The following is a 21,971-nucleotide window of genomic DNA, read 5'->3' as shown; positions in this document are numbered from 1 at the left end:
CGTGGCTATCCCTGTCCTGCGGCACGGGCTACCTGCTCCGCGATCTCGGGCGGCGGACCGGCATCCACAGGACGCCAGGACTCCATCACCGAATAAGCAATAATACGCTCCTGCGCACCGAAGCGCGGATTGCAGCTGGTCAGCGTCAGGATCCTGTCGACGGGTTCCGCGGCCGGCTGCGTGGGCACCGGTGCGATCACGTCCACGCGGTCGGGGAGGACGATCTCGGTGTTGCGGAACACGTACGTGTAGAACCCGTCGCGGGTCTGGACGTAGATGCGGTCGCCCGGGACGAGCGTGTGGATCTGGTCGAGGACCTGGCCGTGGGTCTGACGGTGGCCGGCCAGCGCGAAATTTCCCACCTCGCCGGGGGCTCCGGTTCCCGGGTAGTGCCCGAGACCGAGGTTGTCGAGGACATCGGTCCCGACGCCCGCCGTGACCGGCCGGGAGTAGCTCTCACCGAACCGGGGGATGTAGACCACCGCGAAGGTCCCGACCAGCTCGCTCTGCGGAAGGACGGCGGGTTCGCTGAACTCCTCCGGCGCAGCGGACACGGTTCCTCCGGGCGGCGAGGAGGGAACCGGCTCCGCCCGAACGGGCGGTACGTCCGAGAAGAACTCCTCGAGGGCGTGGTCCTGCTTGATCCCGGAATCGATGTTGGTCCACCACAGCTCCCAGCCCACGAAGAGCAGGAGGACGACGCCGACCGTGATGAGCAGTTCGCCGAGGACCTGCGCGACGAGCTGGACGGGGGTACGACGGCGTCGCTGCGGCCGTGCCTGCACTGCGGCATGGCCGGGTGCGGCGTCGATGGTTGACCGGGCCACTGCCGCTCCTGCCGCTGGGGATGCACCGGTATCGGGCGGTTCTTGGCTAGAATCGTTCCCAGAACCGCCCGCCGGATGGTGTTCTTCCTTCAGGATAACCTGCGGGTCTGGACGCACCGGGGCGCCCCGCGAGACCACCGGCGCAGCTGATCCGCAGTTGCGCCCCGTCGAGGAGAATCCGTGCCCGAGTCGAAGCCCCGCAAGAGAGCCAGCACCGCTGCGCCCGCCGTCAAGTCCTCGCAGCCCAAGCCGAACCCGGTCTGGTACAAGCCCGTGATGTTCGGGCTCATGATCATCGGCCTGCTGTGGATCATCACCTTCTACATCTCGATGTCCACCCTTCCGGTGGCGGCCTGGGGGTCCTGGAACATCCTTGTCGGGTTCGGCATCGCGATCGTCGGATTCCTGATGACCACACGCTGGCGGTAGTTCCCCCGTTCCACCGGGGCGGTCGAAGGACCTGTCCCCACTGTGCACACGGTGTGCAGAAAGTTATCCACAGATGTGCACAGTTCTGTTGATCATCCGCTCGAGGGCCTGAGATCCCGGGCCCTGCTTATCCACAGGTGTGGAATTACATGTGTGTAAGTTATCCCCCGTGTGGATAAGGGGTGTGGATAACGCAGCTGAGGGCCGGTTCGAGCGAACCGGCCCTCAGTGTCTTCCTCGTCCTAGACCAGGAGGAGCGAGACCCCCAGGAACGTCAGCACAGCCAGCAGCACAACGATCCCGCCGAGTCCGAGCCACTGCAGGCGGGCCTGACGGGCACCCCGGGGTGCGTAGGCGATGACCGCTGCGCAGGCGGCTCCGGCCAGCAGGCCGCCGAGGTGGGCCTGCCAGGCGATCCCCGGCACCACGAAGCCCAGGACCGCGTTGATGGCGACCAGGACGATGATCTGCCGCACATCACCCCCACGCTTGCGCTGGATGATGAAGAGGGCCCCGAACAGACCGAAGACGGCGCCGGATGCACCGACCACGTACTGGAGGGGTCCGCTCAGCAGCAACACGCCGACGGATCCGCCGACCGCCGAGATCAGGTATAGCGCAAGGAACCTCGCCCGTCCCATCGCCGGTTCGAGCACCTTCCCCAGGATGTAGAGGGCGTACATGTTGAACGCGATGTGCAGGACCGAGTTGGGCGCATGGAGGAAGGCCGCGGTGAGCATGCGCCACGGCTCGGCCGGGATGGCTCCGCCCACGCCGGCGGTGAACACCGGAGCGTAGGAGAAGGTCCGGGTGAGCCCGGGGATCACGAGCTGGAGCAGGAACACCACCACGCAGATCCCGATCAGGGCCGTGGTGACGAGAGGGGTGCCCCCGCGTGCGACGCCGCCGAAAGCATTCTTCCGGACCGGGGTGCGGGCCGCCTGCTCACGCACGCAGTCCACGCACTGGAATCCGACGGCGGCCGGCCGCTGGCAGTCTCCGCAGGCCGGGCGGCCGCACCGCTGGCACCTCACATAGCTGATGCGGTCGGGGTGCCTCGGGCAGACGGGGGCCTGCTGGCTGCCGGCGTCGGGCGCGGGGGCACCGTAGGACATTCGGTTAGAGCTGTTCCACGGTGATGCTCTCGATGACGACGTCGTCGAGGGGCTTGTCCCTCATGTCCGTGGCAATCGCGTTCAGCTTGTCGACGACCTTGCGGGACTCCTCGTCGGTGACGTCACCGAAGATGGTGTGCTTGCCCTGCAGCCAGGTCGTGGGCACCGAGGTGATGAAGAACTGCGATCCGTTGGTGCCGCGTCCGCCCTGGGTTCCGGCATTGGCCATGGCGAGCTTGTAGGGCTCGTTGAAGGTGAGGTCCGGGTTGATCTCGTCGTCGAACTTGTAGCCCGGTCCGCCGATACCCTGGCCCAGCGGGTCCCCGCCCTGGATCATGAAGTCCTTGATGATGCGGTGGAAGATCGTCCCGTTGTAGAGGGGAGCGTTGCTCTTCTCGCCCGTCTGCGGGTGGGTCCAGGTGATCTCGCCGGTTGCCAGGCCCACGAAGTTCTTCACGGTCTTCGGCGCGTGGTTGCCGAAGAGGTTCACCTCGATATTGCCCTGGTTGGTGGAAATGGTCGCTTTTGCTGTTGGGATAGCAGTCATTCGCCCATTCTTCCACGCAGCCTCCGACAATAAGCTGGAGGAGTGCCATTCCGCGGACGGTGAAACGGCCCTTTCGACGGGATCCTGGAGCGCACACCGATAGCACCCCCTGTCCATGCAACGTAGGCTGATCAAAACGAGTAACCACCCCCTGGAGGTTTTTGTGAAGAAGAATGCACGCGTCACCCACGATCTCGAGGAGACCGCCGCCATCGGAGCGGCATTCGTCGCTGGAGTAGCAGCAGCGCGCGCCTGGGCATCTCCCCATGTCGATGCCGCCTACGGCTGGGCGAAGCCCCGGTGGGAGAAGGGCGTCGAAACCGCCCGGCCGGCCCTGCAGGACACCGTCCGCAGGACCACCGAGGGCATCGCGGGCGGCATCGCCGTCGTCACCCCCCGGATCCAGTCCGGGATCGAGAGTGTGGGCCCGCGCATCACGCACGTCATCGACGAGACGACCCCGAAGATCCAGGGCACCCTCGACAAGGCGACGCCGGCACTGAACTCCGCCAAGGGCAAGGTCGTCGACGACTACCTGCCGGCCCTGTCCAACAGGCTCGGCGAGGCAGCGGACACGGCGGCCCGTTCCCTCGCTGCAGCCTCCGTGCCCCCTCTGGTCGAGAAGGTCGTGACCAGGGCGACCGGTGACAAGAAGGCCGTCACGAACGCCCAGAAGCGCCTGGTCGCCGCGACGATGCAGGCCTCGAAGGACCTCAAGAGGAACCAGGCACGCAGGTCCGGCAAGGGCTGGCTGATCGTCGGCATCATCGCGTCCGCTCTCGTCGCCGGCATCGCTGCGTGGAGGGCCTCCAAGCCCGTGGAGGATCCCTGGAAGACGCCCGCACCCGTGAACGCCACACCTGCTCCCGTCGCGGCGGACAAGGCCCAGGAAGCCAAGGACGTCGTCGCCGAGATCAAGAAAGCCGCCGAGCGGTCAGCAGCCTCCTCCGATGACGCGGCGGCGACCAGCGGGACGGTCGCAGGCACCACCTCGCCGCTGGCGGCGGGCGACGCGGACGCCGGCGAACCCGCGAAGCATGTGGCTACGCCGACGGACGAGCCGAAAGCCTGACACTCCGAGAAGCGAAAAGCCCCCGGCGTCCTGCCGGGGGCTTTTTCATGCCGTCATCGTAGTATGCTCAAGGAGGAATATCAGTCGCCGCCGAGGGCGGGAGGTATGGTAGCGGCCTGCTCGGCCAGGAGCCGTTGGCGCTCCGTCCGTCGTTGCTGGCCGCGGACCACCACGGCGAGGCCGGCGAGGATGAGGACCAGCCCGCCATAGGTTCCAGCGGGCAGTTGCTCGCCGAGGAAGACGGCCGCGAGGATCGCGGCCCCGGGAATCTCCAGCAGGATGATCATGGATACGACCAGCGGGCTCATCACCGCGAGCAGATGGTTGAACACCGAGTGGCCCATGATCTGCGCCAGAAGGGTCACGGCGAGGATGCCCGCCCAGGCCACGGGAGTAAATCCGACGATCGGTTGGCCCGTGGCTGCGCAGAGGGCTCCGAGGAGAACTGCACAGGTTCCGTAGCAGAGCGTCGTATAGGTCCCGGTGGACATCGTCCGCCGGGCGGCGGCTCCCGCCATCTGGTAGATGCCCGCCAGCGCCCCACCGGCCAGCGCGAGCACATCCCCGAGGAGCGCGTTCCGGGAGAGTGAGAGGTCGAAGCCGGTGATGATCACGACGCCGACGAAGGCGACACCCAGACCGGCCACCACCGCGCGCTGTGGCCGGGACCCCAGCAGGGCGTTGAACAACGCGATCCATGCCACCTGCAGGCAGACGAGGGCGGTGGCGGCTGCCACCGAGGTGAGCTTGAGAGCGGTGATGAAGCAGGCGAAGTGCAACGCCAGGGCTCCAGCTGCGAGGGCGAGCCGCCGGTAGTCCGCTGGGCGCAGGGCTGCGAACTCGGCCCGCTTGGAGACGAAGGCCGGGCCGCCCATGAGGACGGCTCCGAGCAGATTCCGCCAGAACGCGATGGCGAGGACCGGGGCGGCTGTCGCTGCCATGATCGGCCCGGACGCCGAGACCCCGATCACGCCCAGGATCGAGAGGAAGATAGTCACCCGGCAACCCTATGGCACGCCGTCAGTACCGCCGGATGCCGGTCGGCTCGGGCCGCTTAAAGCAGGAAGTCCCGGCCGATGGCCGGGACTTCCTCTCGGTGGAGGCACGGGGACTCGAACCCCGAACCCCCTGCTTGCAAAGCAGGTGCGCTACCAATTGCGCCATGCCCCCGAAATGAGCCTCATCCAGTATACCTGCGCCGGACGATGTTCCTTGCTAGGCGACGTCGTCCGTCGCGTTGCTCCAGACGCTCTTGCTTTTCTCTGAATCCTGCCACCGCTTGTAGACGAGGACACTTGCTGCAGCCGCTGCCGCAAGAAGCAACTTCTTCACACCAGTCTCCTAGCAGTTCCCTGCAGTAGTGGATCCGTGGGCGTACCAGGACTTGAACCTGGGACCTCTTCGTTATCAGCGAAGCGCTCTAACCGCCTGAGCTATACGCCCCGATACCTCTTCGGGCCGAGATACGACTTTACAGTAGTGTCTCGGCATTCTTCAAATCGCCCTCCGGCGCCGAAGAGGCCGGTGTCCTAATCGTCGGTCAGCGTGACGCCGATTCCGCCGACCAGGGTGGAGGAGATGTTGTAGAGCACCGCCGAGAGCATGGCCAGGGCGGTCAGGAGCACCACGTTGACCACGGCGATGATCGTGGCGAAGGAGAGGACCTGGGGCAGCGACGCGAACTGTCGAAGATCGAAGCCACCGTTCTCGGATCCGGCGATCTCCCGGAGGAGCTCGTTGACGCCGTCGAAGATCCCGGTGAGGTCCAGGACCGTCCAGATCACGAAGGACGCAACGACGGTGACGATGCCGAGCGCGACCGACAGGAGGAACGACATCTTGAGCACGGACCACGGATCGACCTTGCTGACGAGCAGGCGCGCCTTCCGGGCCTTCGCCTTCGGTGCCGGCTTGATCAGTCCCGGTCGCTGCGCAGGACGCGCGGTCTGCGCGCCGGGGCCCGTGGGCCGCTGCGCGGGACGTGCGGGGGCATTCACGCGCGGAGGGGTCCCGGGCGCCCGCATTTGGCCGCTGGACGCTCGCGGGTTGGTGTTGGCCGAGCTCACTCGCTACCTCCATGTTCCGGCGACTCAGCGTCAGGCTCAGCCGTTTCCTCTGTCGACAACCGTACTTCATCGGCTGTGAACTCTGCTGGTGCGTCCTCGGGCGTGACCGTGTCGATGACGTCCACGTCCGGGCTGGCCTCGGAAGGATCGTCGATCAGCCCCTCCTCGACGGCAACACTCCGCTCACTGTTGCGGGCCACGGCGATGATCCGGTCCGTCTTGTCCGGCTTGGCGAAGATGACACCCATCGTGTCGCGTCCCTTCGCCGGCACGCCGGCCACGGCCGAGCGGACGACCTTCCCGCCTCCCATGACCACCAGGACCTCGTCCTCTTCCTGCACCACGAGGGCGCCGACCAGGTCGCCCCGCTCCTCGGCCAGCTTGGCGACCTTGATACCGAGGCCACCGCGGCCCTGCACCCGGTACTCGTCGACCTTGGTCCGCTTCGCGAAACCACCCTCGGTGACGATGAAGACATAGGAGTCGTCGGTGACGACGCTGCCGGCCAGCAGTTCGTCGTCCTCGCGGAACTTCATGCCGGTCACCCCCGACGTCGCACGTCCCATCGGCCGCAGGGCGTCGTCGTCGGCCGTGAAGCGCAGCGACTGTCCCTTGCGCGAGACGAGCATGATGTCGTCATCGCTGGACACGAGCTGCGCGGAGACGAGCTCGTCGTTGTCCCGCAGGTTGATCGCGATCACGCCGGCAGTCCGGTTGGTGTCATAGTCCTCGAGGCGCGTCTTCTTCACCAGTCCGCGCTTCGTGGCCAGGACCAGGTAGGGAGACTGCTGGTAGTCGCGCAGGTCGAGCACCTGGGCGATCCTCTCGTCGGGCTGGAAGGCCAGGAGGTTGGCGACGTGCTGCCCCTTGGCGTCACGGGCAGCCTCGACCAGTTCGTACGCCTTCGCCCGGTAGACCCGACCCAAATTCGTGAAGAACAGCAGCCAGTGGTGGGTGGTGGTGACGAAGAAGTGCTCGACGACGTCGTCCCCGCGCAGCTGCGCTCCCTTGATACCCTTGCCGCCGCGTGCCTGCTGGCGGTAGTTGTCGCTGCGGGTGCGCTTGACGTACCCGCCGCGGGTGATGGTCACGACCATCTCCTCCTCGGGGATCAGGTCCTCCATGCTCATGTCACCGTCGTAGCCCATGAGGATCTCGGTCCGCCGGTCGTCACCGAACTTGGCGACGATCTCCGCGAGCTCCGTGCTGACGATGCCGCGCTGCACGTCCTCGGAGGCGAGGATCCGGTTGAACTCGGTGATCATGGATTCCAGCTCGGCGTGGCGGTCCTGGATCTTCTGCCGCTCGAGCGCCGCCAGACGCCGCAGCTGCATGTTGAGGATCGCCGTCGCCTGCAGTTCGTCGATGGACAGCAGCCCCATCAGTCCGTCACGGGCCTGCTCCGTGGTGGAGGAGGCACGGATCAGGGCGATGACCTCGTCGAGGGCGTCGAGCGCCTTCAGCAGACCGCGGAGGATGTGGGCCTCCTCCTCCGCCTTACGCAGCCGGTACCGCGTCCGGCGGACGATGACCTCGAGCTGGTGGGTCACCCAGTGCCGGATGAACGCATCGAGGCTCAGCGTGCGGGGAACGTCGTCGACGATCGCCAGCATGTTGGCGCTGAAGTTGTCCTGCAGCTGGGTGTGCTTGTACAGGTTGTTGAGGACCACCTTCGCGACGGCGTCGCGCTTCAGCACGATCACCAGGCGCTGGCCGGTCCGGCCGGAGGTCTCGTCCCTCAGGTCCGCGATGCCACTGATCCTGCCGTCCTTGACCAGTTCGGCGATCTTGATGGCGAGGTTGTCCGGGTTCGCCTGGTACGGAAGCTCGGTGACGACGAGGCAGGTGCGGTTCTGGATCTCCTCGACATTGACGACGGCGCGCATCGTGATGGAGCCGCGACCCGTCCGGTAGGCGTCCTCGATGCCCTTGTGGCCGAGGATCTGCGCGCCGGTCGGGAAGTCAGGTCCCTTGATGCGGGCGATCAGTGCTTCGAGCAGTTCTTCCTTCGAGGCTTCCGGGTTCTCGAGGTACCACTGGACGCCGTCGGCCACCTCGCGCAGGTTGTGCGGCGGGATGTTGGTGGCCATACCGACGGCGATGCCGGAGGACCCGTTGACGAGCAGGTTCGGGAAGCGCGACGGCAGGATCGTCGGCTCCTGGTTCTTGCCGTCGTAGTTGTCCTGGAAATCGACGGTCTCCTCGTCGATGTCCCGCACCATCTCCATGGCGAGCGGAGCCATCTTCGTCTCGGTGTACCGGGGGGCGGCCGCGCCGTCGTTCCCGGGCGAACCGAAGTTCCCCTGTCCCAGGGCCAGGGGGTAGCGCATCGTCCAGTCCTGGATCAGGCGGACCAGGGCGTCGTAGATCGCGGAGTCGCCGTGCGGGTGGTACTGGCCCATGACCTCGCCGACCACGCGGGCACACTTGTTGAACGAGCGGTCCGGCCGGTAGCCGCCGTCGAACATGGCGTAGAGGACGCGCCGGTGCACGGGCTTGAGGCCATCGCGCACGTCGGGCAGCGCCCGGCCGACGATCACCGCCATCGCGTAGTCCAGGTAGGACCGCTGCATCTCCGTCTGCAGGTCCACCTGCTCGACGCGGTCCGTCAGGACCTCACCCTCGATGGGCTCGTCGGGTCCGTTGCCGGTGATGTCGTCACTCATGAATCAGTTCCGTTCGTGAAAGGTTCTCGACCACACAGGAGACGCGGTCGCTGGCCGGTGCCCGGCATCGTGTGCAGGCGCCCGGTCGGACGTCCTCCCTCTCCCTCGCAAGCTCGGGCAGGGACCCTCGGTCCGCTCTTGTTCCGTTGCGCCGGCACGATGCCGGTAGCCGGCACTCAGATGTCGAGGAAACGCACATCCTTGGCGTTCTGCTGGATGAAGTTGCGCCGGGACTCGACGTCCTCACCCATGAGCACCGAGAACACCTGGTCGGCCGCGGCCGCGTCGTCCATGGTGACCTGGAGCAGGGTGCGGTGGTCCGGATCCATGGTGGTCTCCCACAGTTCCGTGTAGTCCATCTCGCCCAGACCCTTGTACCGCTGGATGCCGTTGTCCTTGGGCAGCCGCTGGTTGTTGGCGAGGCCGATCCGGATGACCTCGTCACGCTCGCGGTCGCTAAACACATAGTCGTGCTTCGCGTTGGACCACTTGATCCGGTACAGCGGCGGCTGCGCAAGGTAGACGAAGCCGTTCTCGATCAGCGGCCGCATGTAGCGGAACAGCAGTGTGAGCAGCAGGGTCGTGATGTGCTGGCCGTCCACGTCCGCGTCGGCCATGAGCACGATCTTGTGGTACCGGGCCTTCTCGACGTTGAAGTCCTCGCCGATCCCCGCGCCGAACGCGGTGATCATGGCCTGGACCTCGCTGTTGCCGAGGGCCCGGTCCAGGCGCGCGCGCTCCACGTTCAGGATCTTGCCGCGCAGGGGCAGGATGGCCTGCGTCTCGGGGTTGCGGCCCCGGACCGCCGAACCGCCGGCCGAGTCGCCCTCCACGATGTAGATCTCCGACCGCGCCGGGTCCTTGGACTGGCAGTCCTTGAGCTTGCCCGGCATGCCGCCGGACTCGAGCAGGCCCTTGCGGCGCGTGGACTCCCGCGCCTTGCGGGCGGCGAGGCGCGCCTGCGATGCCTGGATCGACTTGCGGATGACGTCGCGGGCGGGGCCCGGGTTGCGCTCGAGCCAGTCGCCCAGCTGGTCGGTGACGACGCGCTGCACGAACCCCTTGACCTCCGAATTGCCGAGCTTCGTCTTCGTCTGGCCCTCGAACTGCGGCTCGGAGAGCTTCACGGAGATGACGGCGGTCAGACCTTCGCGGATGTCGTCACCCGTGAGGTTGTCGTCCTTCTCCTTGATGATGTTCTTCTCGCGCGCGTACTTGTTGATCAGGGTGGTCATGGCCGCACGGAAGCCCTCTTCGTGCGTTCCACCCTCGTGCGTGTTGATCATGTTGGCGTACGTGTGCACGCTCTCGGAGTAGGCCGAGGTCCACTGCAGCGCGATCTCGACGGACATGGTGCGGTCCGGGGTCTCCGTATCGAAGACAATGACATCGGGGTGCACCACGTCGACGCGCTTGGAGGAGTTGAGGTGGTGGACGTAGTCCACAAGGCCGTTCTCGTAGAGGTACTCGACCTCGCGGTGCCGAGGCGTGGAATCCTCGCCGGTCTCGACGGTGACCTCGTCCTCGACCTCGTCGACGTGCTCGTCCGTGAAGGTGATGCGCAGTCCCTTGTTGAGGAACGCGGTCTGCTGGAACCGTGCGCGGAGGGTCTCGAAGTCGAACTGCGTGCTCTCGAAGATCGAGTCGTCGGGATAGAACGTCTGGGTGGTGCCGGTCTCGGAGGTCTCCTCGCCCTTCCTCAGCTCGCCGACGGGCTTGCCGCCGTCGGCGAAGGACTGGCGCCACACGTGACCCTGGCGTCGCACTTCCGTCTCGACCCGCTTGGACAGTGCGTTGACGACCGAGATGCCGACGCCGTGCAGGCCGCCCGACACCGCGTACCCACCGCCGCCGAACTTGCCGCCGGCGTGGAGGATTGTCATGACGACCTCGACGGTCGGCCGCCCCTCGGTGGGGTGCATGTCGACGGGGATCCCGCGGCCGTTGTCCACGACCTTGACACCGCCGTCGGCCTGGAGCGTGATCTCGATGTGGTCGCAGTAACCCGCCATCGCCTCATCGACCGAGTTGTCCACGACTTCGTACACAAGATGGTGAAGACCCCGGGGTCCGGTGGACCCGATGTACATTCCCGGACGTTTCCGGACCGCTTCCAGGCCCTCCAGCACCGTGATCTCGTTGGCACCGTATGCGTGTTCGGTGGCCGCCTCCAGGATCGGGGATTCGCCTTCGCCGATCAACACATCACTTGCATTCAACTCGTTCTCGTGTGCCACAGGCGTAGACGGCTCCTCAGCTGGATGGACCAAAACAATCTCGATCCATTCTACCCTGTGGAGGGCTACAATCCCGCACGAACACCCCTTCACCGGCCAATAAAGCGGCGTCAGAGCCGATAGGGGGTCCTTCCATGAGGACGGATACGCCGGGCGGATCCCCGATTGGCCTACAGGCCGTCCAGCGGCCCTGCCCTCCGGCTCATCCGTACGTATCGCGGGGACCGCGTCCCTTGACGGAACGGCCACCCTTGCGCCAGCTCGGTGCGGCAGGTCCGACGACGGACAGCCGGGTCACTACGCCCGCCCCCAGCTCGGCCTCGAACCGCTGCAGCACCTGCGGAGTGATGAGGCGGAGCTGGGTGGCCCAGGCGGTCGAGTCGCACCTCACCAGGACCGTGTCGGCGTCGAAACTCTCCGGCACGCAGTGCGCCGCGATGTCCGCCCCGACGATCTCGTCCCAGCGGGACAGCACCGACCCGATCGCCACCGGCGACTTCCAGCCGCGTTCCGCGAGCATCCTCGAGAAGACGTTGCCGACACCCTCCGGGTCCCGCCCGCCGTAGGTGGGTTCAGGTGAGTACCGGCGGCGAGGCGCCTTCGCCGTCCGCTTCGATGCCGTCTCCCGGGGTGTTCCCCTGGCCTGGGAGGCGCTGCGCAATCTGTTGAGGAGGGCCTGCGGAGCGTCCTGCTCGGGGAAGTCCTCCATGCCGGGACGTTCCACCCCGCCTTCTCCGCCGCGGTTCCTGCCGGCGCGGTTCCGTCCGTCGTCCGGCCCGTCCGTCCCGGGTCCTGTGGCACCGGCGGTCGCTTCACCGGATGGTCCCCCGTCCTGCCCGTGCTCCTCCGGCGTCGGTGTCTCAGACATCCGCTTCTCCGGCATCGACGTCTCCGGCATCCAGGCGTTCCTCCGCCGCACCCGCGACATCGGCTGGGCGGACATCGGCTCCTCCAGCACCGTTGATCCCACCCGGGACGACACGGATCTGCCGGCCGAGGAGGGCCTCGGGGATGTCGTTCCCGACAGCGGCGGTGACCAGCACCTGCTCCGCGGGGGCGACGATCGCGGCGAGGCGCGTACGCCGTTGCGCGTCGAGTTCGGCGAAGACGTCATCGAGGATCAGCACGGGATTCCCGCCGGGGGTGGAGTCCTCCTCGAGCGACAGGTAGTAGGAAGCGAGCCGGAGCGCCAGGGCCATGGACCAGGTCTCCCCATGGGAGGCATACCCCTTCGCCGGGACTGTACCCAGCAGGAGGGCGAGGTCGTCACGGTGCGGTCCCACGAGGGAGATGCCGCGCTCGAGTTCCTTCTTCCGGTGGCGCAGGAGGCTCGCGATGAACAGTTCCGTCAACTCCGGAAGGGCGAGATCCTGCAGTCCCTCCCCGGAAGCACGGGGCATGGCCCCGCCGTCGTCGTCGGTTCGAAGGTCCGGGGACGACGAGACGCTGGAGACGTAGGCGATGTCCGCCGCCTTCGAGCCGTCCGTCAGTTCCTTGTACGCGCGCTGCACGTGGGGACGCAGCTGGTCGGTGAGGATGAGGCGGGCCGAGAGCAGCCGTGCGCCGGCCTCGGCCAGGTGCTGATCCCACACATCGAGGGTCGAATCGTGCGCCGTCGAGAACCTGCCGGCTGCCCGCGCGGACTTCAGCAGTGCGTTGCGTTGCTTGAGGACACGCTCGTAGTCGGCGCGCAACGCCGACTGGTGCGGCAGGAGCGACACCATCACCTCGTCCAGGTACCGACGCCGTCCCGAGGGATCACCCTTGACCAGGGCAAGGTCCTCGGGCGCGAAGAGGACGGTCTTCAGGATGCCGGCAGCATCCCTCGCCCGTACGGGGTTCGACCTGTTGATCCGGGCACGGTTGGCTGCATCGGCATTGATCTCGACCTCGACGCTCGTGCGCTGCGCTCCCCGGACGAACCTGCCCCGGATGATCGCTCGCTCCTCGCCGAAGGAGATCAGGGGCTTGTCGGTGCTGACGCGGTGGGACGACAGGGTCGCGAGGTACCCGATCGCCTCGACGATGTTCGTCTTCCCCACCCCGTTCGGCCCGACGAAGACCGTGATACCGGGCTCGATCGCGGTATCGAGTTGCCCGTAGCTCCGGAACCCGGTGAGCGAGAGGTGCTCAACGTACACCGGTCACCACTTACTTCTCCCGGGCCGGTTTCACTGCATGGCCGCCGAACTGGTTGCGAAGTGCCGCCACCATCTTCATCGACGGAGAATCGTCCTGGCGCGAGGCGAAACGGGCGAACAGGGCCGCCGTGATCGCCGGGGCCGGCACCGAATTGGCGATCGCTTCCTCGACGGTCCACCGGCCCTCGCCGGAATCCTCGACGTAGCCCGCGATCTTCGACAGTCCGGGGTCCTCCTGCAGCGCCTTGACGACGAGGTCCAGCAGCCAGGAACGGACGACTGTTCCCTTCTGCCAGGCGGCGAAGGTTCCGTGGACGTCCTTGACGATGTCCTTGGCCTCGAGGAGTTCGTAGCCCTCGGCATAGGACTGCATGAGTCCGTACTCGATGCCGTTGTGCACCATCTTGGCGTAGTGGCCCGCCCCGACGTCACCCACGTGCACGAAGCTCTCGGCGCGCTCGCCCTCCGGGCGGAGTGCGTCGAAGACCGGCATCGCGAGGTCGACGTCCTCGGAACTGCCGCCGGCCATCAGGCCGTAGCCGTTCTCGAGTCCCCAGACTCCGCCGGAGACGCCGCAGTCGAGGAATCGGATGCCCTTCTGGGCCAGCAGGGTGGCGTGGATCTGGTCGTCGGTGAACTTGGAGTTGCCTCCGTCGATCACCAAATCGCCTTGGGCGAGGACTTCGGAGAGGTCCTTCACGACGGCGTCTGTGACCTGGCCCGCCGGCACCATCACCCAGACGATGCGCGGAGCCGGAAGCGCGGCGACCAGTTCGTCGAGACTCGACACATCGGTGCGCTCGGGGTTGCGGTCGAAACCGGTGACCTCGATGCCGTTCCGGCGGAGCCGCTCCCTCATGTTGAATCCCATTTTTCCGAGTCCAATGAGGCCGATGTGCATGCGCTTCTCTTTCTGACGATGGGTCCGGCGGCGGTCCGGCCGGCCGGGTGTACCTGCCGCGGGGGCTACTGGTTGGGAAGCCGCACGGGCATCAGCAGGTACTTGTAGTCTTCCCTGTCCTCGCCCGACGCGTCATCCTGCGCCGACATCACCGCGGGCTTGGGAGGTGAGGTGAAGGAGAACCGGACGTACGGGCTGCTGAAGGCTCCGAGCCCTTCGCTCAGGTAGTGCGGGTTGAAGGCGACCGTGATGTCGTCGCCGTCCAGCGTCGCCTCGATGGCTTCGGAGGCCTGGGCGTCCTCACCCGTACCCGCATCGAGGGTCACCTGTCCCTCGGTGAAGGCCAGACGCACGGGAGTGTTCCGTTCGGCGACGAGCGACACACGGCGAACGGCCTCGACGAGCGTGCTCGTCTGGACGGTGGCATGGATCGGGGTGTTCTCGGGGAAGAGCGACCGGATCTTGGGGTAGTCACCGTCCACGAGCAGCGACGTGGTGCGGCGCCCACCCGATTCGAAACCGATCAGCTCGGAATCGTCCGAGAACGCGATGTTCAGGTCTCCTGCGCCGCCGAGCGTCTTCGCGACCTCGTTGAGCGTCTTGGCTTTGACCAGTGCGCTGGTCGAGATTCCTGGCGTCGACGGTTTCCATGAGACCTCGCGCAGGGCGAGCCGGTACCGGTCGGTGGCGAGCAGGGTGATCAGGTCATCCTCGATCTCCATGCGGACACCGGTCAGGATCGGCAGGGTGTCGTCACGGCTGGCGGCGATGATGACCTGCGAGACGGCCTGGGAGAAGGCCTCACCGTCGACGACGCCACTGACCGCGGGAAGTTTGGGGAGCTCCGGGTACTCACCCTCGGGCATGGTCGCCAGGTTGAAGCGGCTGTTGCGGCACGTCAGGGTCACTTTCGATCCATCGGTGGCTACCTCGACCGGGGCGGAGGGAAGACTGCGGCAGATGTCGGCGAGCAGGCGGCCGGACACGAGGATGGTGCCTTCCTCCAGGACGTCCGCCGCGATCTCGAGGCGCGCGGAGATCTCGTAGTCGAAGCTCGCGAGGCTCAGTGAACCGCCCTCGGCCCGGATGAGCAGTCCGGCAAGGACCGGTACGGGCGGACGGGGTGACAGGGAACGGGCGGTCCAGGACACAGCCTCCGCAAGTACATCCCGCTCGACTCTGAATTTCACGGAGCAGTGCCGCCTTCCAAAAAAACAGCCACCGGCGAAGCCGGCGGATGGTGGGTCGCATGTCGTGCACGGAGATGCCCGGGCACGGGGAACTACAACCCTACTGGGGAACAGCTTAGCCCGATAGCGGAGCTGCGAAGCAGGTCCGGGGAGGCGGGGGGACGGGTCGGACGGAACGTGGAATGTTATTTGACGAACTTTTGAAGTTTAAGGTTCGTAGTGTTAATAACTGCTGTGGATTCTGTGGATAAGTCCGCTGGTCGGCGCGCTTCCGCGGATCTGCCCTGTGGACAAGGTGTGCGTTCGGACGACGGCCGCCTGCAGGCGGTTGTGGGGAAAATCCTTGTCATTCCGCGGATCCACAGGCTGCAGGGGGTTTTTCCTCAGGTTGGGTGCCGATGTTCCCCCGGTTATCCACAGCTGTGTCCACACCTGTTAATTACACCGGTGAAACACAGGGGCTGTCAGGCTTCGCGCTGCTTGTGCTTGATGCGGTTGGTCAGTTCGGTGACCTGGTTGAAGATCGCGCGCCTCTCGGCCATGAGCTCGCGGATCTTCCGGTCCGCGTGGATGACGGTGGTGTGGTCGCGGCCGCCGAGTTCCTGCCCGATCTTCGGGAGGGACATGTCGGTGAGCTCCCGGCACAGGTACATGGCGATCTGCCGGGCGGTGACGAGCGTCCTCGTGCGCGACTTGCTGCACAGCTCTTCCATGCTGATCTGGAAGTAGTCCGCGGTCTGCGCCATGATCACGGTGGATGTGATCTCCTGCGCTCCGTCGTCGGAGATCAGGTCCTTCAACACGATCTCCGCCAGGTTCACGTCGACCGTCTGGCGATTGAGGCTGGCGAAGGCGGTGACCCTGATCAGCGCCCCCTCCAGTTCCCGGATGTTGGTCGCGATCTTCGAGGCGATGTACTCGAGGACGTCGTCCGGGGCGCTCAGGCTGTCGCTGATCGCCTTCTTGCGGAGGATCGCGATGCGGGTCTCCAGTTCGGGCGGCTGGATGTCCGTCAGGAGGCCCCACTCGAACCGGGACCGCATGCGCTCCTCGAACCCGATCAGCTGCTTGGGCGGCATGTCGGAGGTGATGACCACCTGCTTGTTGTGGTTGTGCAGCGCATTGAAGGTGTGGAAGAACTCCTCCATGGTCCGGTCCTTGCCGGACAGGAACTGGATGTCGTCGATCAGCAGGATGTCGACGTTGCGGTAGGTCTGCTTGAAGCTCGAGCCCTCGTCGTCGCGGATCGAGTTGATGAAGTCGTTGGTGAACTCCTCGGAGTTCACGTACCGGACGCGGATCCCGGTGTAGAGATGCCGGGCGTAGTGACCGATGGCGTGCAGCAGGTGGGTCTTGCCGAGTCCCGAGTCACCGTAGATGAAGAGGGGGTTGTAGGCCTTCGCCGGTGCTTCGGCCACCGCGACCGCAGCTGCATGGGCGAAACGGTTCGAGGACCCGATGACGAAGGTGTCGAAGATGTACTTGGGATTGAGCCGGCCGAACTCGTGGGAGTTGCTGGGCGGGGTAGGGGAAGGCTTGGCCTCTCCCTTGGGCTCCGGCGAGACCTGCTCGGGTTCCTGCTCGGGGGCTTCCTCCGCCACAGGGGTCAGTTCGGGGTCGATCACGAAGGCGCACTGGATGTCCTCGCGGAACACGTCGCGCAGGGCCTCGTCCAGGGCGGACTTGAGCTGGGTCTGCAGGACTTCGCGCGTCAGTTCGTTCGGGACAGCGATGAGCATGGTCGTTCCGATGAGGCCCTGGGCCTGTGCCAGCACCATGAATCCGCGCTGGCGCGGAGTGACGCGATCGTCCTGCTCGAGGGTCCGGATGACTTTACGCCAGGAACTCCCGACGTCGTTTACCTCATCTGTTCCCACAAGAACCCCTCATTAGCTGTGCTGCCCACGCTCGAAAAGGTCCGTTCTCCACAGAGTTGTACACAAGCCGTGGATAAACGGACCAGAGCCAAGAGTAGAGGATGGGAACTACAGAAGATAGCGGGCTGGCGCGGCAGGACGGGGGCTGGGAGAGGTCCCACCCGGTCCCTCCGGCGATGCGTGTAGTGTGATTCGAGCGCCGGTTGTCCACAGGCCCGTGGAAAAGTAGCCCACAGGCCGGCGACGGCGAGTTTGACGCCCCTCCGCCGCGTCCCCTAACGTTATGTAGTCCAACATGTCTGCATTTCGCATGCCATCACAGATGTTTCCGGGTACTAAGAGGCCTCGGGATGTGACAGCTCCAACGCGAATGTCGGATGTACACCTTCATCGCGTCAGTCTGTTCTTCCCCCTTGTTGCAATGGGCCGGACGCATCTCAAGATCGTTCTGGAGTAACTACAGTGAGCAAGCGGACTTTTCAGCCGAATAACCGCCGTCGTGCCAAGAAGCACGGTTTCCGCCTTCGCATGCGCACCCGCGCTGGTCGTGCCATCCTGTCGGCGCGCCGCGGCAAGGGCCGTACCGAACTCTCGGCATAAGCGGTTCCTCCCACGCCATGCGTCCTTCGGGTGATCGCGCCGGCACGGGGTTCCTTCTCTCAGCAATGAACAGGAACCCGCAGTGCTTCCGATGATCCACAGGGTGCGAACGGCAGCGGATTTTGCACGTACCGTACGTTCCGGTGCCCGGTCAGGGCGCCGGAACGTCGTGCTATACGGGTCCAGGACATCGGACTCCGCGCCCTCCCGGGTCGGCTTCATCGTCGGCAAGAACGTAGGGAACGCTGTCACCCGCAACCTCGTTAAACGGAGGCTCCGCCATGCTTCGGCGGAGTGGGTCGCTGCGCACCCCTCCGGGTACGACGTCGTCGTCCGCGCGCTCCCACCGGCCGCGGATAGCGACTGGCCGGCCCTGCAGAAGGACTTCACGAGCTGCCTGGCCACGGTTGCCCGCAGGTTGGAGCGCTCCGACGCACCGGAAAGGGAAGGCAGAGTATCGTGAGCAGCGTTGCTGTCCGTGTGCCGGCCTTCCTCATGGGGTTGCCCCGACTGGCCGTGATCGGGTTCCTGATCGCGTACCGCAAGGTCGTCTCCCCGCTGTACGGGCAGGTGTGCCGGTTCTACCCGAGCTGTTCGGCCTATGCGCTCGAGGCGGTGACGGTCCATGGGGTCGTCCGCGGTTCGTGGCTCGCGGCTCGACGGCTGGTCCGGTGCCATCCCTGGAACGACGGCGGCGTAGACCACGTGCCGCCGGGATCCAGGGACTTCCCGGCAGGGAAAGTCCCCTCGATTGTTGTGTTGAACCATCCGGTGATCCCGGGCGATGACGAAAGCCGCTCCGCGGCTTGAGGAGCTAACTGATTATGGGTTTTTTTGATACGATCCTGGCGCCGTTCCGGTGGCTCGTGTCGTGGATCATGTTCATGTTCCACGAGGGCTTCACGTTCCTCGGGATGGACCCCGCCTCCGGCTGGACCTGGGTTCTGTCGATCGTCGGCCTCGTCGTCGTCATCCGTGCCGCCCTGATTCCCGTCTTCGTCAAGCAGATCAAGGCTCAGCGTGGGATGCAGGCGCTGCAGCCGGACCTCCGGAAGCTGCAGCAGAAGTACAAGGGCAAGACGGACCAGCTCTCGCGCCAGGCCATGACGCAGGAACAGATGGCCCTGTACAAGAAGCACGGCACCAATCCCTTCGCGGCCTGCCTTCCGATCATCATCCAGATGCCCTTCTTCTTCGCACTGTTCACGGTGCTCAACGGCATCTCCCGGGCCAGTGAGGAAGGGGCGACGATCGGGGCGCTCTCCCCGGAATCGGTGCGCCAGTTCGACAACGCGACGATCCTCGGCGCTCCCCTCTCCTCGACCTTCCTCGGCAGCTTCGGGGCCGGCGGGAACATCAGCGTCATCATCCTCTCTCTGCTGATGATCATCGCGATGACGGCCTCGCAGTTCATCACGCAGAAGCAGATCATGGCGAAGAACATGTCCGAGGAGGCCATGCAGAGCCCCTTCATGCGTCAGCAGAAGATCATGCTCTACATTCTTCCCCTGGTGTTCGGCGTCGGTGGCATCAACTTCCCGATCGGTGTCCTCGTGTACTGGACCACCACCAACCTATGGACCATGGTGCAGCAGTTCTACGTCATCCGCCGCATGCCCACGCCGGGGTCCCCGGCAGCGAAGGCACTGGCGGAAAGGCGCGCCAAGAAGGGCCTGCCCATGGTTCCGCTCCTCGGTGAGCGGAAGACCGAGCCGGCGATCGAAGCGGTTCCAGAGCCCCGGGGCCAGCGCGTCCAGCCCCAGCGCAAGAAGAGGAAGAAGCGATGACGGTAGACAACGAAGAGCAGACGCCCGAAATCAGCACCCCCGAGATCAGCACCCACGAGCCCGACACCTCCGAGCCCAGCATCTCCGAGCCCAGCGACGATGGTGAGGCGGGCACGGGGAGCAGCAAGGCGGCGAGGCTGGATGAAGAAGGCGACGTCGCCGCCGACTACCTCGAGGAACTCCTCGATATCGCGGACATCGATGGAGACATCGATATCGAGGTCCGCAGTGGGCGAACGTATATCTCGATCGTCTCCGAGGACGCATCCGACTCCGGGCTCAGCTCGCTCGTCGGACGTGACGGAGAGGTGCTCGAGGCACTGCAGGAGCTCACCCGCCTGAGCGTACTGACAGCGACGGACACACGATCGCGGCTGGTGCTCGACGTCGACGGCTATCGTGACCGTCGCGGGCGCGAGCTGGCAAAGATTGCCCAGGACGCCGTCGACACCGTCAAGGAATCGGGCGAGGACGTGGCATTGCCTCCGATGTCCGCCTACGAGCGGAAGATCGTCCACGACGTGGTCGCAGACCTGGGCTTCCTGAGTGAGTCCGAGGGCGAGGGTCCGTCGCGGCACATCGTTGTTTCCCCGAGTGATGACTGAAATTCCGTCCTCGACTGCCAGTGCTCCGCCGGAGCCGACGACTGAGGAACTGGCTGCCGCAACCACCGTGTTCGGTGACCGGATCGGCCTTGCCCGCGGGTTCGTCGGTCACCTGGCGACCAGCGGCATCGAGCGGGGCCTGCTCGGACCCCGGGAGGTCCCCCGACTGTGGGGACGGCATGTTCTGAACTGCGCCGTCGTCTCCGAACTCATGAGGCGGGACGCAACGGTCGTCGATGTGGGCAGCGGCGCCGGGCTCCCGGGACTGGCGGTCGCCATCGCCCGGCCCGACCTGCAGCTGCTTCTTGTCGAGCCCCTGGAGCGCAGGGTCATCTGGTTGAACGAAGTGGTCGACGACCTCGCATTGCCGAATGTATCGGTGCATCGGGCCCGCGCGGAACAGGTGGTGGGAGAGGTCCGAGGAGACTACGTGACGGCGCGCGCCGTCTCGGCTCTCACCACCCTTGCCGGCTGGACCATTCCCCTGGCGAAACCGGGAGGGGAAGTACTGGCCATCAAGGGTCGCAGCGCCGCCGAGGAGATCGAGAAGGCGCGCAAGCTCATCCGGAAGCTGGGCGGCGGGACGGCGGAGATCCTCACCGCCGGTGCTGGTGTCCTCGAAGAACCGACCACTGTGGTCCGTATTCCGGTCGGCGCTGCCTGAGCCGTCCGGCCAATGGACGCAGCTCCGTCGTCCCAATCCTCCCGCCACTTCCGGCTACCCTTGTAGATAACGACGTCTGGCATGTGAGAGTGAGTTACTGAGTGACCATCAAGGACGCCCCCGCGAAAAAGTCCGAGTCCCTTCTGGTGCCCCGACGGCATATCGCAGACGGCCTAAGTGCAAGACAACCCACAGAGGTTGCGGATCCGACGGTCGGCGTTGTTTCACGTGAAACAACGGCAGCTGCTTCCGACGCAGTGGAAGCCCCCGCCGCGAAGAAGACGGGCAAGGGTAGGAGTGTCATCGATACGATGGACGACTCGTCACCGCTCGGCCGTGAACTCGCGAGGGAAGCCAAACGCCGTGAGAAGTTGTCCGGCAAGGAGCTTCCGAAACCGAAGAACACCCGGATCATGACCATCAGCAACCAGAAGGGTGGCGTGGGGAAGACGACGACGACGGTCAACATCGCCGCTGCCCTCGCCACTGCCGGGCTGCAGGTGCTTGTCATCGACATCGACCCGCAGGGCAACGCCTCGACGGCGCTCAACATCGACCACCATGCCGACGTCGATTCGATCTACGACGTACTCATCGATGATGTCCCCCTCGCTGACGTCGTGGCGCCCTGTCCGGAGGTTCCGAACCTGATCTGTGCGCCCGCGACGATCCACCTGGCCGGCGCCGAGATCGAACTCGTATCACTGGTCGCCCGCGAGCAGCGGCTCCGCCGGGCGATCGACGTGTATGCGAAGCAGCGCGAAGAGAAGGGAGAGCCGCGCCTGGACTTCGTGTTCATCGACTGCCCGCCGAGCCTCGGTCTCCTGACGGTCAACGCCTTCGTCGCTGCGAAGGAAGTTCTCATCCCGATCCAGTGCGAGTACTACGCGCTCGAGGGATTGAGCCAGCTGCTGAAGAACATCGAGATGATCCAGAAGCACCTGAATTCGGACCTCACCGTTTCCACCATTCTGCTGACGATGTATGACGGCAGGACGAACCTCGCGGCGCAGGTGGCCGCCGAGGTGCGCGAGCACTTCCCCCAGCAGGTGCTGAAAGCCGTCGTGCCCCGGTCCGTCCGCATCTCGGAAGCGCCCAGTTACCAGCAGACGGTCATGACGTACGATCCCTCCTCGAGCGGTGCCCTCTCCTACCAGGAAGCGGCAGCTGAAATAGCTTCCCGGCCATAGCGGCTGGGCGTATCGGTCCTGGCGGACCCGGAAGATGTAGCGGTGGAGCGGTGCTCC

At 65.6% G+C, this 21,971-nt stretch carries 21 protein-coding genes, 2 tRNA genes and 1 pseudogene; 9 read left to right on the top strand and 15 right to left on the bottom strand.

What is annotated here, in order from left to right:
• Nucleotides 1-5: 5 nt before the first annotated feature.
• The gene (locus ACX80I_RS05745) at nucleotides 6-785 is read right to left on the bottom strand and encodes a class E sortase (protein WP_459344336.1); all 780 of its coding nucleotides are present in this window, start codon (nucleotides 783-785) and stop codon (nucleotides 6-8) included.
• Nucleotides 786-1,007: 222 nt separating this feature from the next.
• Here ACX80I_RS05745 and ACX80I_RS05740 point away from each other — a divergent pair, with 222 nt between their 5' ends.
• Nucleotides 1,008-1,256: a cell division protein CrgA gene (locus tag ACX80I_RS05740; RefSeq protein WP_087072395.1), complete on the top strand. Its 249-nt coding sequence runs from the start codon at nucleotides 1,008-1,010 to the stop codon at nucleotides 1,254-1,256.
• A 242-nt stretch (nucleotides 1,257-1,498) separates the two neighbouring features.
• Here the strand turns inward: ACX80I_RS05740 and ACX80I_RS05735 are convergent, their stop codons facing one another.
• Nucleotides 1,499-2,371: a rhomboid family intramembrane serine protease gene (locus tag ACX80I_RS05735; RefSeq protein WP_459344166.1), complete on the bottom strand. Its 873-nt coding sequence runs from the start codon at nucleotides 2,369-2,371 to the stop codon at nucleotides 1,499-1,501.
• Nucleotides 2,372-2,375: 4 nt separating this feature from the next.
• Complete coding sequence (locus ACX80I_RS05730) at nucleotides 2,376-2,918, bottom strand: peptidylprolyl isomerase (protein ID WP_459344165.1); 543 nt, start codon at nucleotides 2,916-2,918, stop codon at nucleotides 2,376-2,378.
• 163 nt (nucleotides 2,919-3,081) lie between these two features.
• On the opposite strand from ACX80I_RS05730, the gene ACX80I_RS05725 reads away from it, so the two are divergent.
• Nucleotides 3,082-3,990, top strand: coding sequence for a hypothetical protein (locus tag ACX80I_RS05725; RefSeq protein WP_459344164.1), 909 nt, complete (start codon nucleotides 3,082-3,084; stop codon nucleotides 3,988-3,990).
• Nucleotides 3,991-4,070: 80 nt separating this feature from the next.
• Here ACX80I_RS05725 and ACX80I_RS05720 read toward each other — a convergent pair whose 3' ends face one another.
• From ACX80I_RS05720 to dnaA, 12 genes and pseudogenes are all read right to left on the bottom strand, one after another.
• Nucleotides 4,071-4,988: a DMT family transporter gene (locus ACX80I_RS05720; protein WP_459344163.1), complete on the bottom strand. Its 918-nt coding sequence runs from the start codon at nucleotides 4,986-4,988 to the stop codon at nucleotides 4,071-4,073.
• Between the two features lie 99 nt (nucleotides 4,989-5,087).
• Nucleotides 5,088-5,160: transfer RNA gene (locus tag ACX80I_RS05715), tRNA-Ala, on the bottom strand.
• 45 nt (nucleotides 5,161-5,205) lie between these two features.
• A complete protein-coding gene (locus tag ACX80I_RS05710; RefSeq protein ID WP_459344162.1) occupies nucleotides 5,206-5,322 on the bottom strand; it encodes a DLW-39 family protein in 117 nt (38 codons plus the stop codon).
• A gap of 37 nt (nucleotides 5,323-5,359) precedes the next feature.
• Nucleotides 5,360-5,433 (bottom strand) — tRNA-Ile (locus tag ACX80I_RS05705).
• A gap of 86 nt (nucleotides 5,434-5,519) precedes the next feature.
• Entirely contained in the window at nucleotides 5,520-5,987 is a 468-nt protein-coding gene (locus tag ACX80I_RS05700) for a DUF3566 domain-containing protein (protein ID WP_459344161.1), read from the bottom strand.
• A gap of 65 nt (nucleotides 5,988-6,052) precedes the next feature.
• On the bottom strand, nucleotides 6,053-8,722 hold the full coding sequence (gene gyrA / locus ACX80I_RS05695; protein WP_459344160.1) for a DNA gyrase subunit A: 2,670 nt from the start codon (nucleotides 8,720-8,722) through the stop codon (nucleotides 6,053-6,055).
• A gap of 176 nt (nucleotides 8,723-8,898) precedes the next feature.
• Nucleotides 8,899-10,926, bottom strand: coding sequence for a DNA topoisomerase (ATP-hydrolyzing) subunit B (gyrB, locus tag ACX80I_RS05690; RefSeq protein ID WP_459344159.1), 2,028 nt, complete (start codon nucleotides 10,924-10,926; stop codon nucleotides 8,899-8,901).
• 235 nt (nucleotides 10,927-11,161) lie between these two features.
• Nucleotides 11,162-11,668 (bottom strand): DciA family protein, encoded by a 507-nt coding sequence (locus ACX80I_RS05685; RefSeq protein ID WP_459344335.1) that lies wholly within the window; start codon nucleotides 11,666-11,668, stop codon nucleotides 11,162-11,164.
• A 151-nt stretch (nucleotides 11,669-11,819) separates the two neighbouring features.
• Nucleotides 11,820-13,100, bottom strand: coding sequence for a DNA replication/repair protein RecF (gene recF / locus ACX80I_RS05680; protein WP_459344158.1), 1,281 nt, complete (start codon nucleotides 13,098-13,100; stop codon nucleotides 11,820-11,822).
• Nucleotides 13,101-13,110: 10 nt separating this feature from the next.
• Nucleotides 13,111-14,019 (bottom strand): annotated as a pseudogene (gnd, locus tag ACX80I_RS05675) (phosphogluconate dehydrogenase (NAD(+)-dependent, decarboxylating)); the annotation flags it as partial.
• A 47-nt stretch (nucleotides 14,020-14,066) separates the two neighbouring features.
• The gene (gene dnaN, locus ACX80I_RS05670) at nucleotides 14,067-15,191 is read right to left on the bottom strand and encodes a DNA polymerase III subunit beta (protein ID WP_459344157.1); all 1,125 of its coding nucleotides are present in this window, start codon (nucleotides 15,189-15,191) and stop codon (nucleotides 14,067-14,069) included.
• 464 nt (nucleotides 15,192-15,655) lie between these two features.
• Nucleotides 15,656-17,068 (bottom strand): chromosomal replication initiator protein DnaA, encoded by a 1,413-nt coding sequence (gene dnaA / locus ACX80I_RS05665; protein WP_301224491.1) that lies wholly within the window; start codon nucleotides 17,066-17,068, stop codon nucleotides 15,656-15,658.
• A 462-nt stretch (nucleotides 17,069-17,530) separates the two neighbouring features.
• Here dnaA and rpmH point away from each other — a divergent pair, with 462 nt between their 5' ends.
• The 7 genes from rpmH to ACX80I_RS05630 all read left to right on the top strand — a co-directional run bounded on the left by rpmH (nucleotide 17,531) and on the right by ACX80I_RS05630 (nucleotide 21,914).
• A complete protein-coding gene (gene rpmH, locus ACX80I_RS05660) occupies nucleotides 17,531-17,668 on the top strand; it encodes a 50S ribosomal protein L34 (protein ID WP_022892375.1) in 138 nt (45 codons plus the stop codon).
• A 91-nt stretch (nucleotides 17,669-17,759) separates the two neighbouring features.
• Nucleotides 17,760-18,131: a ribonuclease P protein component gene (gene rnpA / locus ACX80I_RS05655; RefSeq protein WP_459344334.1), complete on the top strand. Its 372-nt coding sequence runs from the start codon at nucleotides 17,760-17,762 to the stop codon at nucleotides 18,129-18,131.
• Nucleotides 18,132-18,163: 32 nt separating this feature from the next.
• Nucleotides 18,164-18,478, top strand: coding sequence for a membrane protein insertion efficiency factor YidD (yidD, locus tag ACX80I_RS05650; RefSeq protein ID WP_459344333.1), 315 nt, complete (start codon nucleotides 18,164-18,166; stop codon nucleotides 18,476-18,478).
• Nucleotides 18,479-18,492: 14 nt separating this feature from the next.
• Nucleotides 18,493-19,455 carry a membrane protein insertase YidC gene (yidC, locus tag ACX80I_RS05645; RefSeq protein WP_459344156.1) on the top strand — a complete coding sequence of 321 codons (963 nt, stop codon included), beginning with the start codon at nucleotides 18,493-18,495 and terminating at the stop codon, nucleotides 19,453-19,455.
• Complete coding sequence (locus ACX80I_RS05640; RefSeq protein WP_459344155.1) at nucleotides 19,452-20,060, top strand: Jag family protein; 609 nt, start codon at nucleotides 19,452-19,454, stop codon at nucleotides 20,058-20,060. The genes yidC and ACX80I_RS05640 overlap by 4 nt, the downstream gene beginning before the upstream one ends.
• Nucleotides 20,053-20,724: a 16S rRNA (guanine(527)-N(7))-methyltransferase RsmG gene (gene rsmG / locus ACX80I_RS05635; RefSeq protein WP_459344154.1), complete on the top strand. Its 672-nt coding sequence runs from the start codon at nucleotides 20,053-20,055 to the stop codon at nucleotides 20,722-20,724. Before ACX80I_RS05640 ends, rsmG begins: the two co-directional genes overlap by 8 nt.
• A gap of 257 nt (nucleotides 20,725-20,981) precedes the next feature.
• The gene (locus ACX80I_RS05630; protein WP_459344153.1) at nucleotides 20,982-21,914 is read left to right on the top strand and encodes a ParA family protein; all 933 of its coding nucleotides are present in this window, start codon (nucleotides 20,982-20,984) and stop codon (nucleotides 21,912-21,914) included.
• Nucleotides 21,915-21,971 lie beyond the last annotated feature (57 nt).

Source organism: Arthrobacter rhamnosi, assembly GCF_054510855.1.
This window is presented reverse-complemented; position numbering and strand designations above follow the sequence as displayed.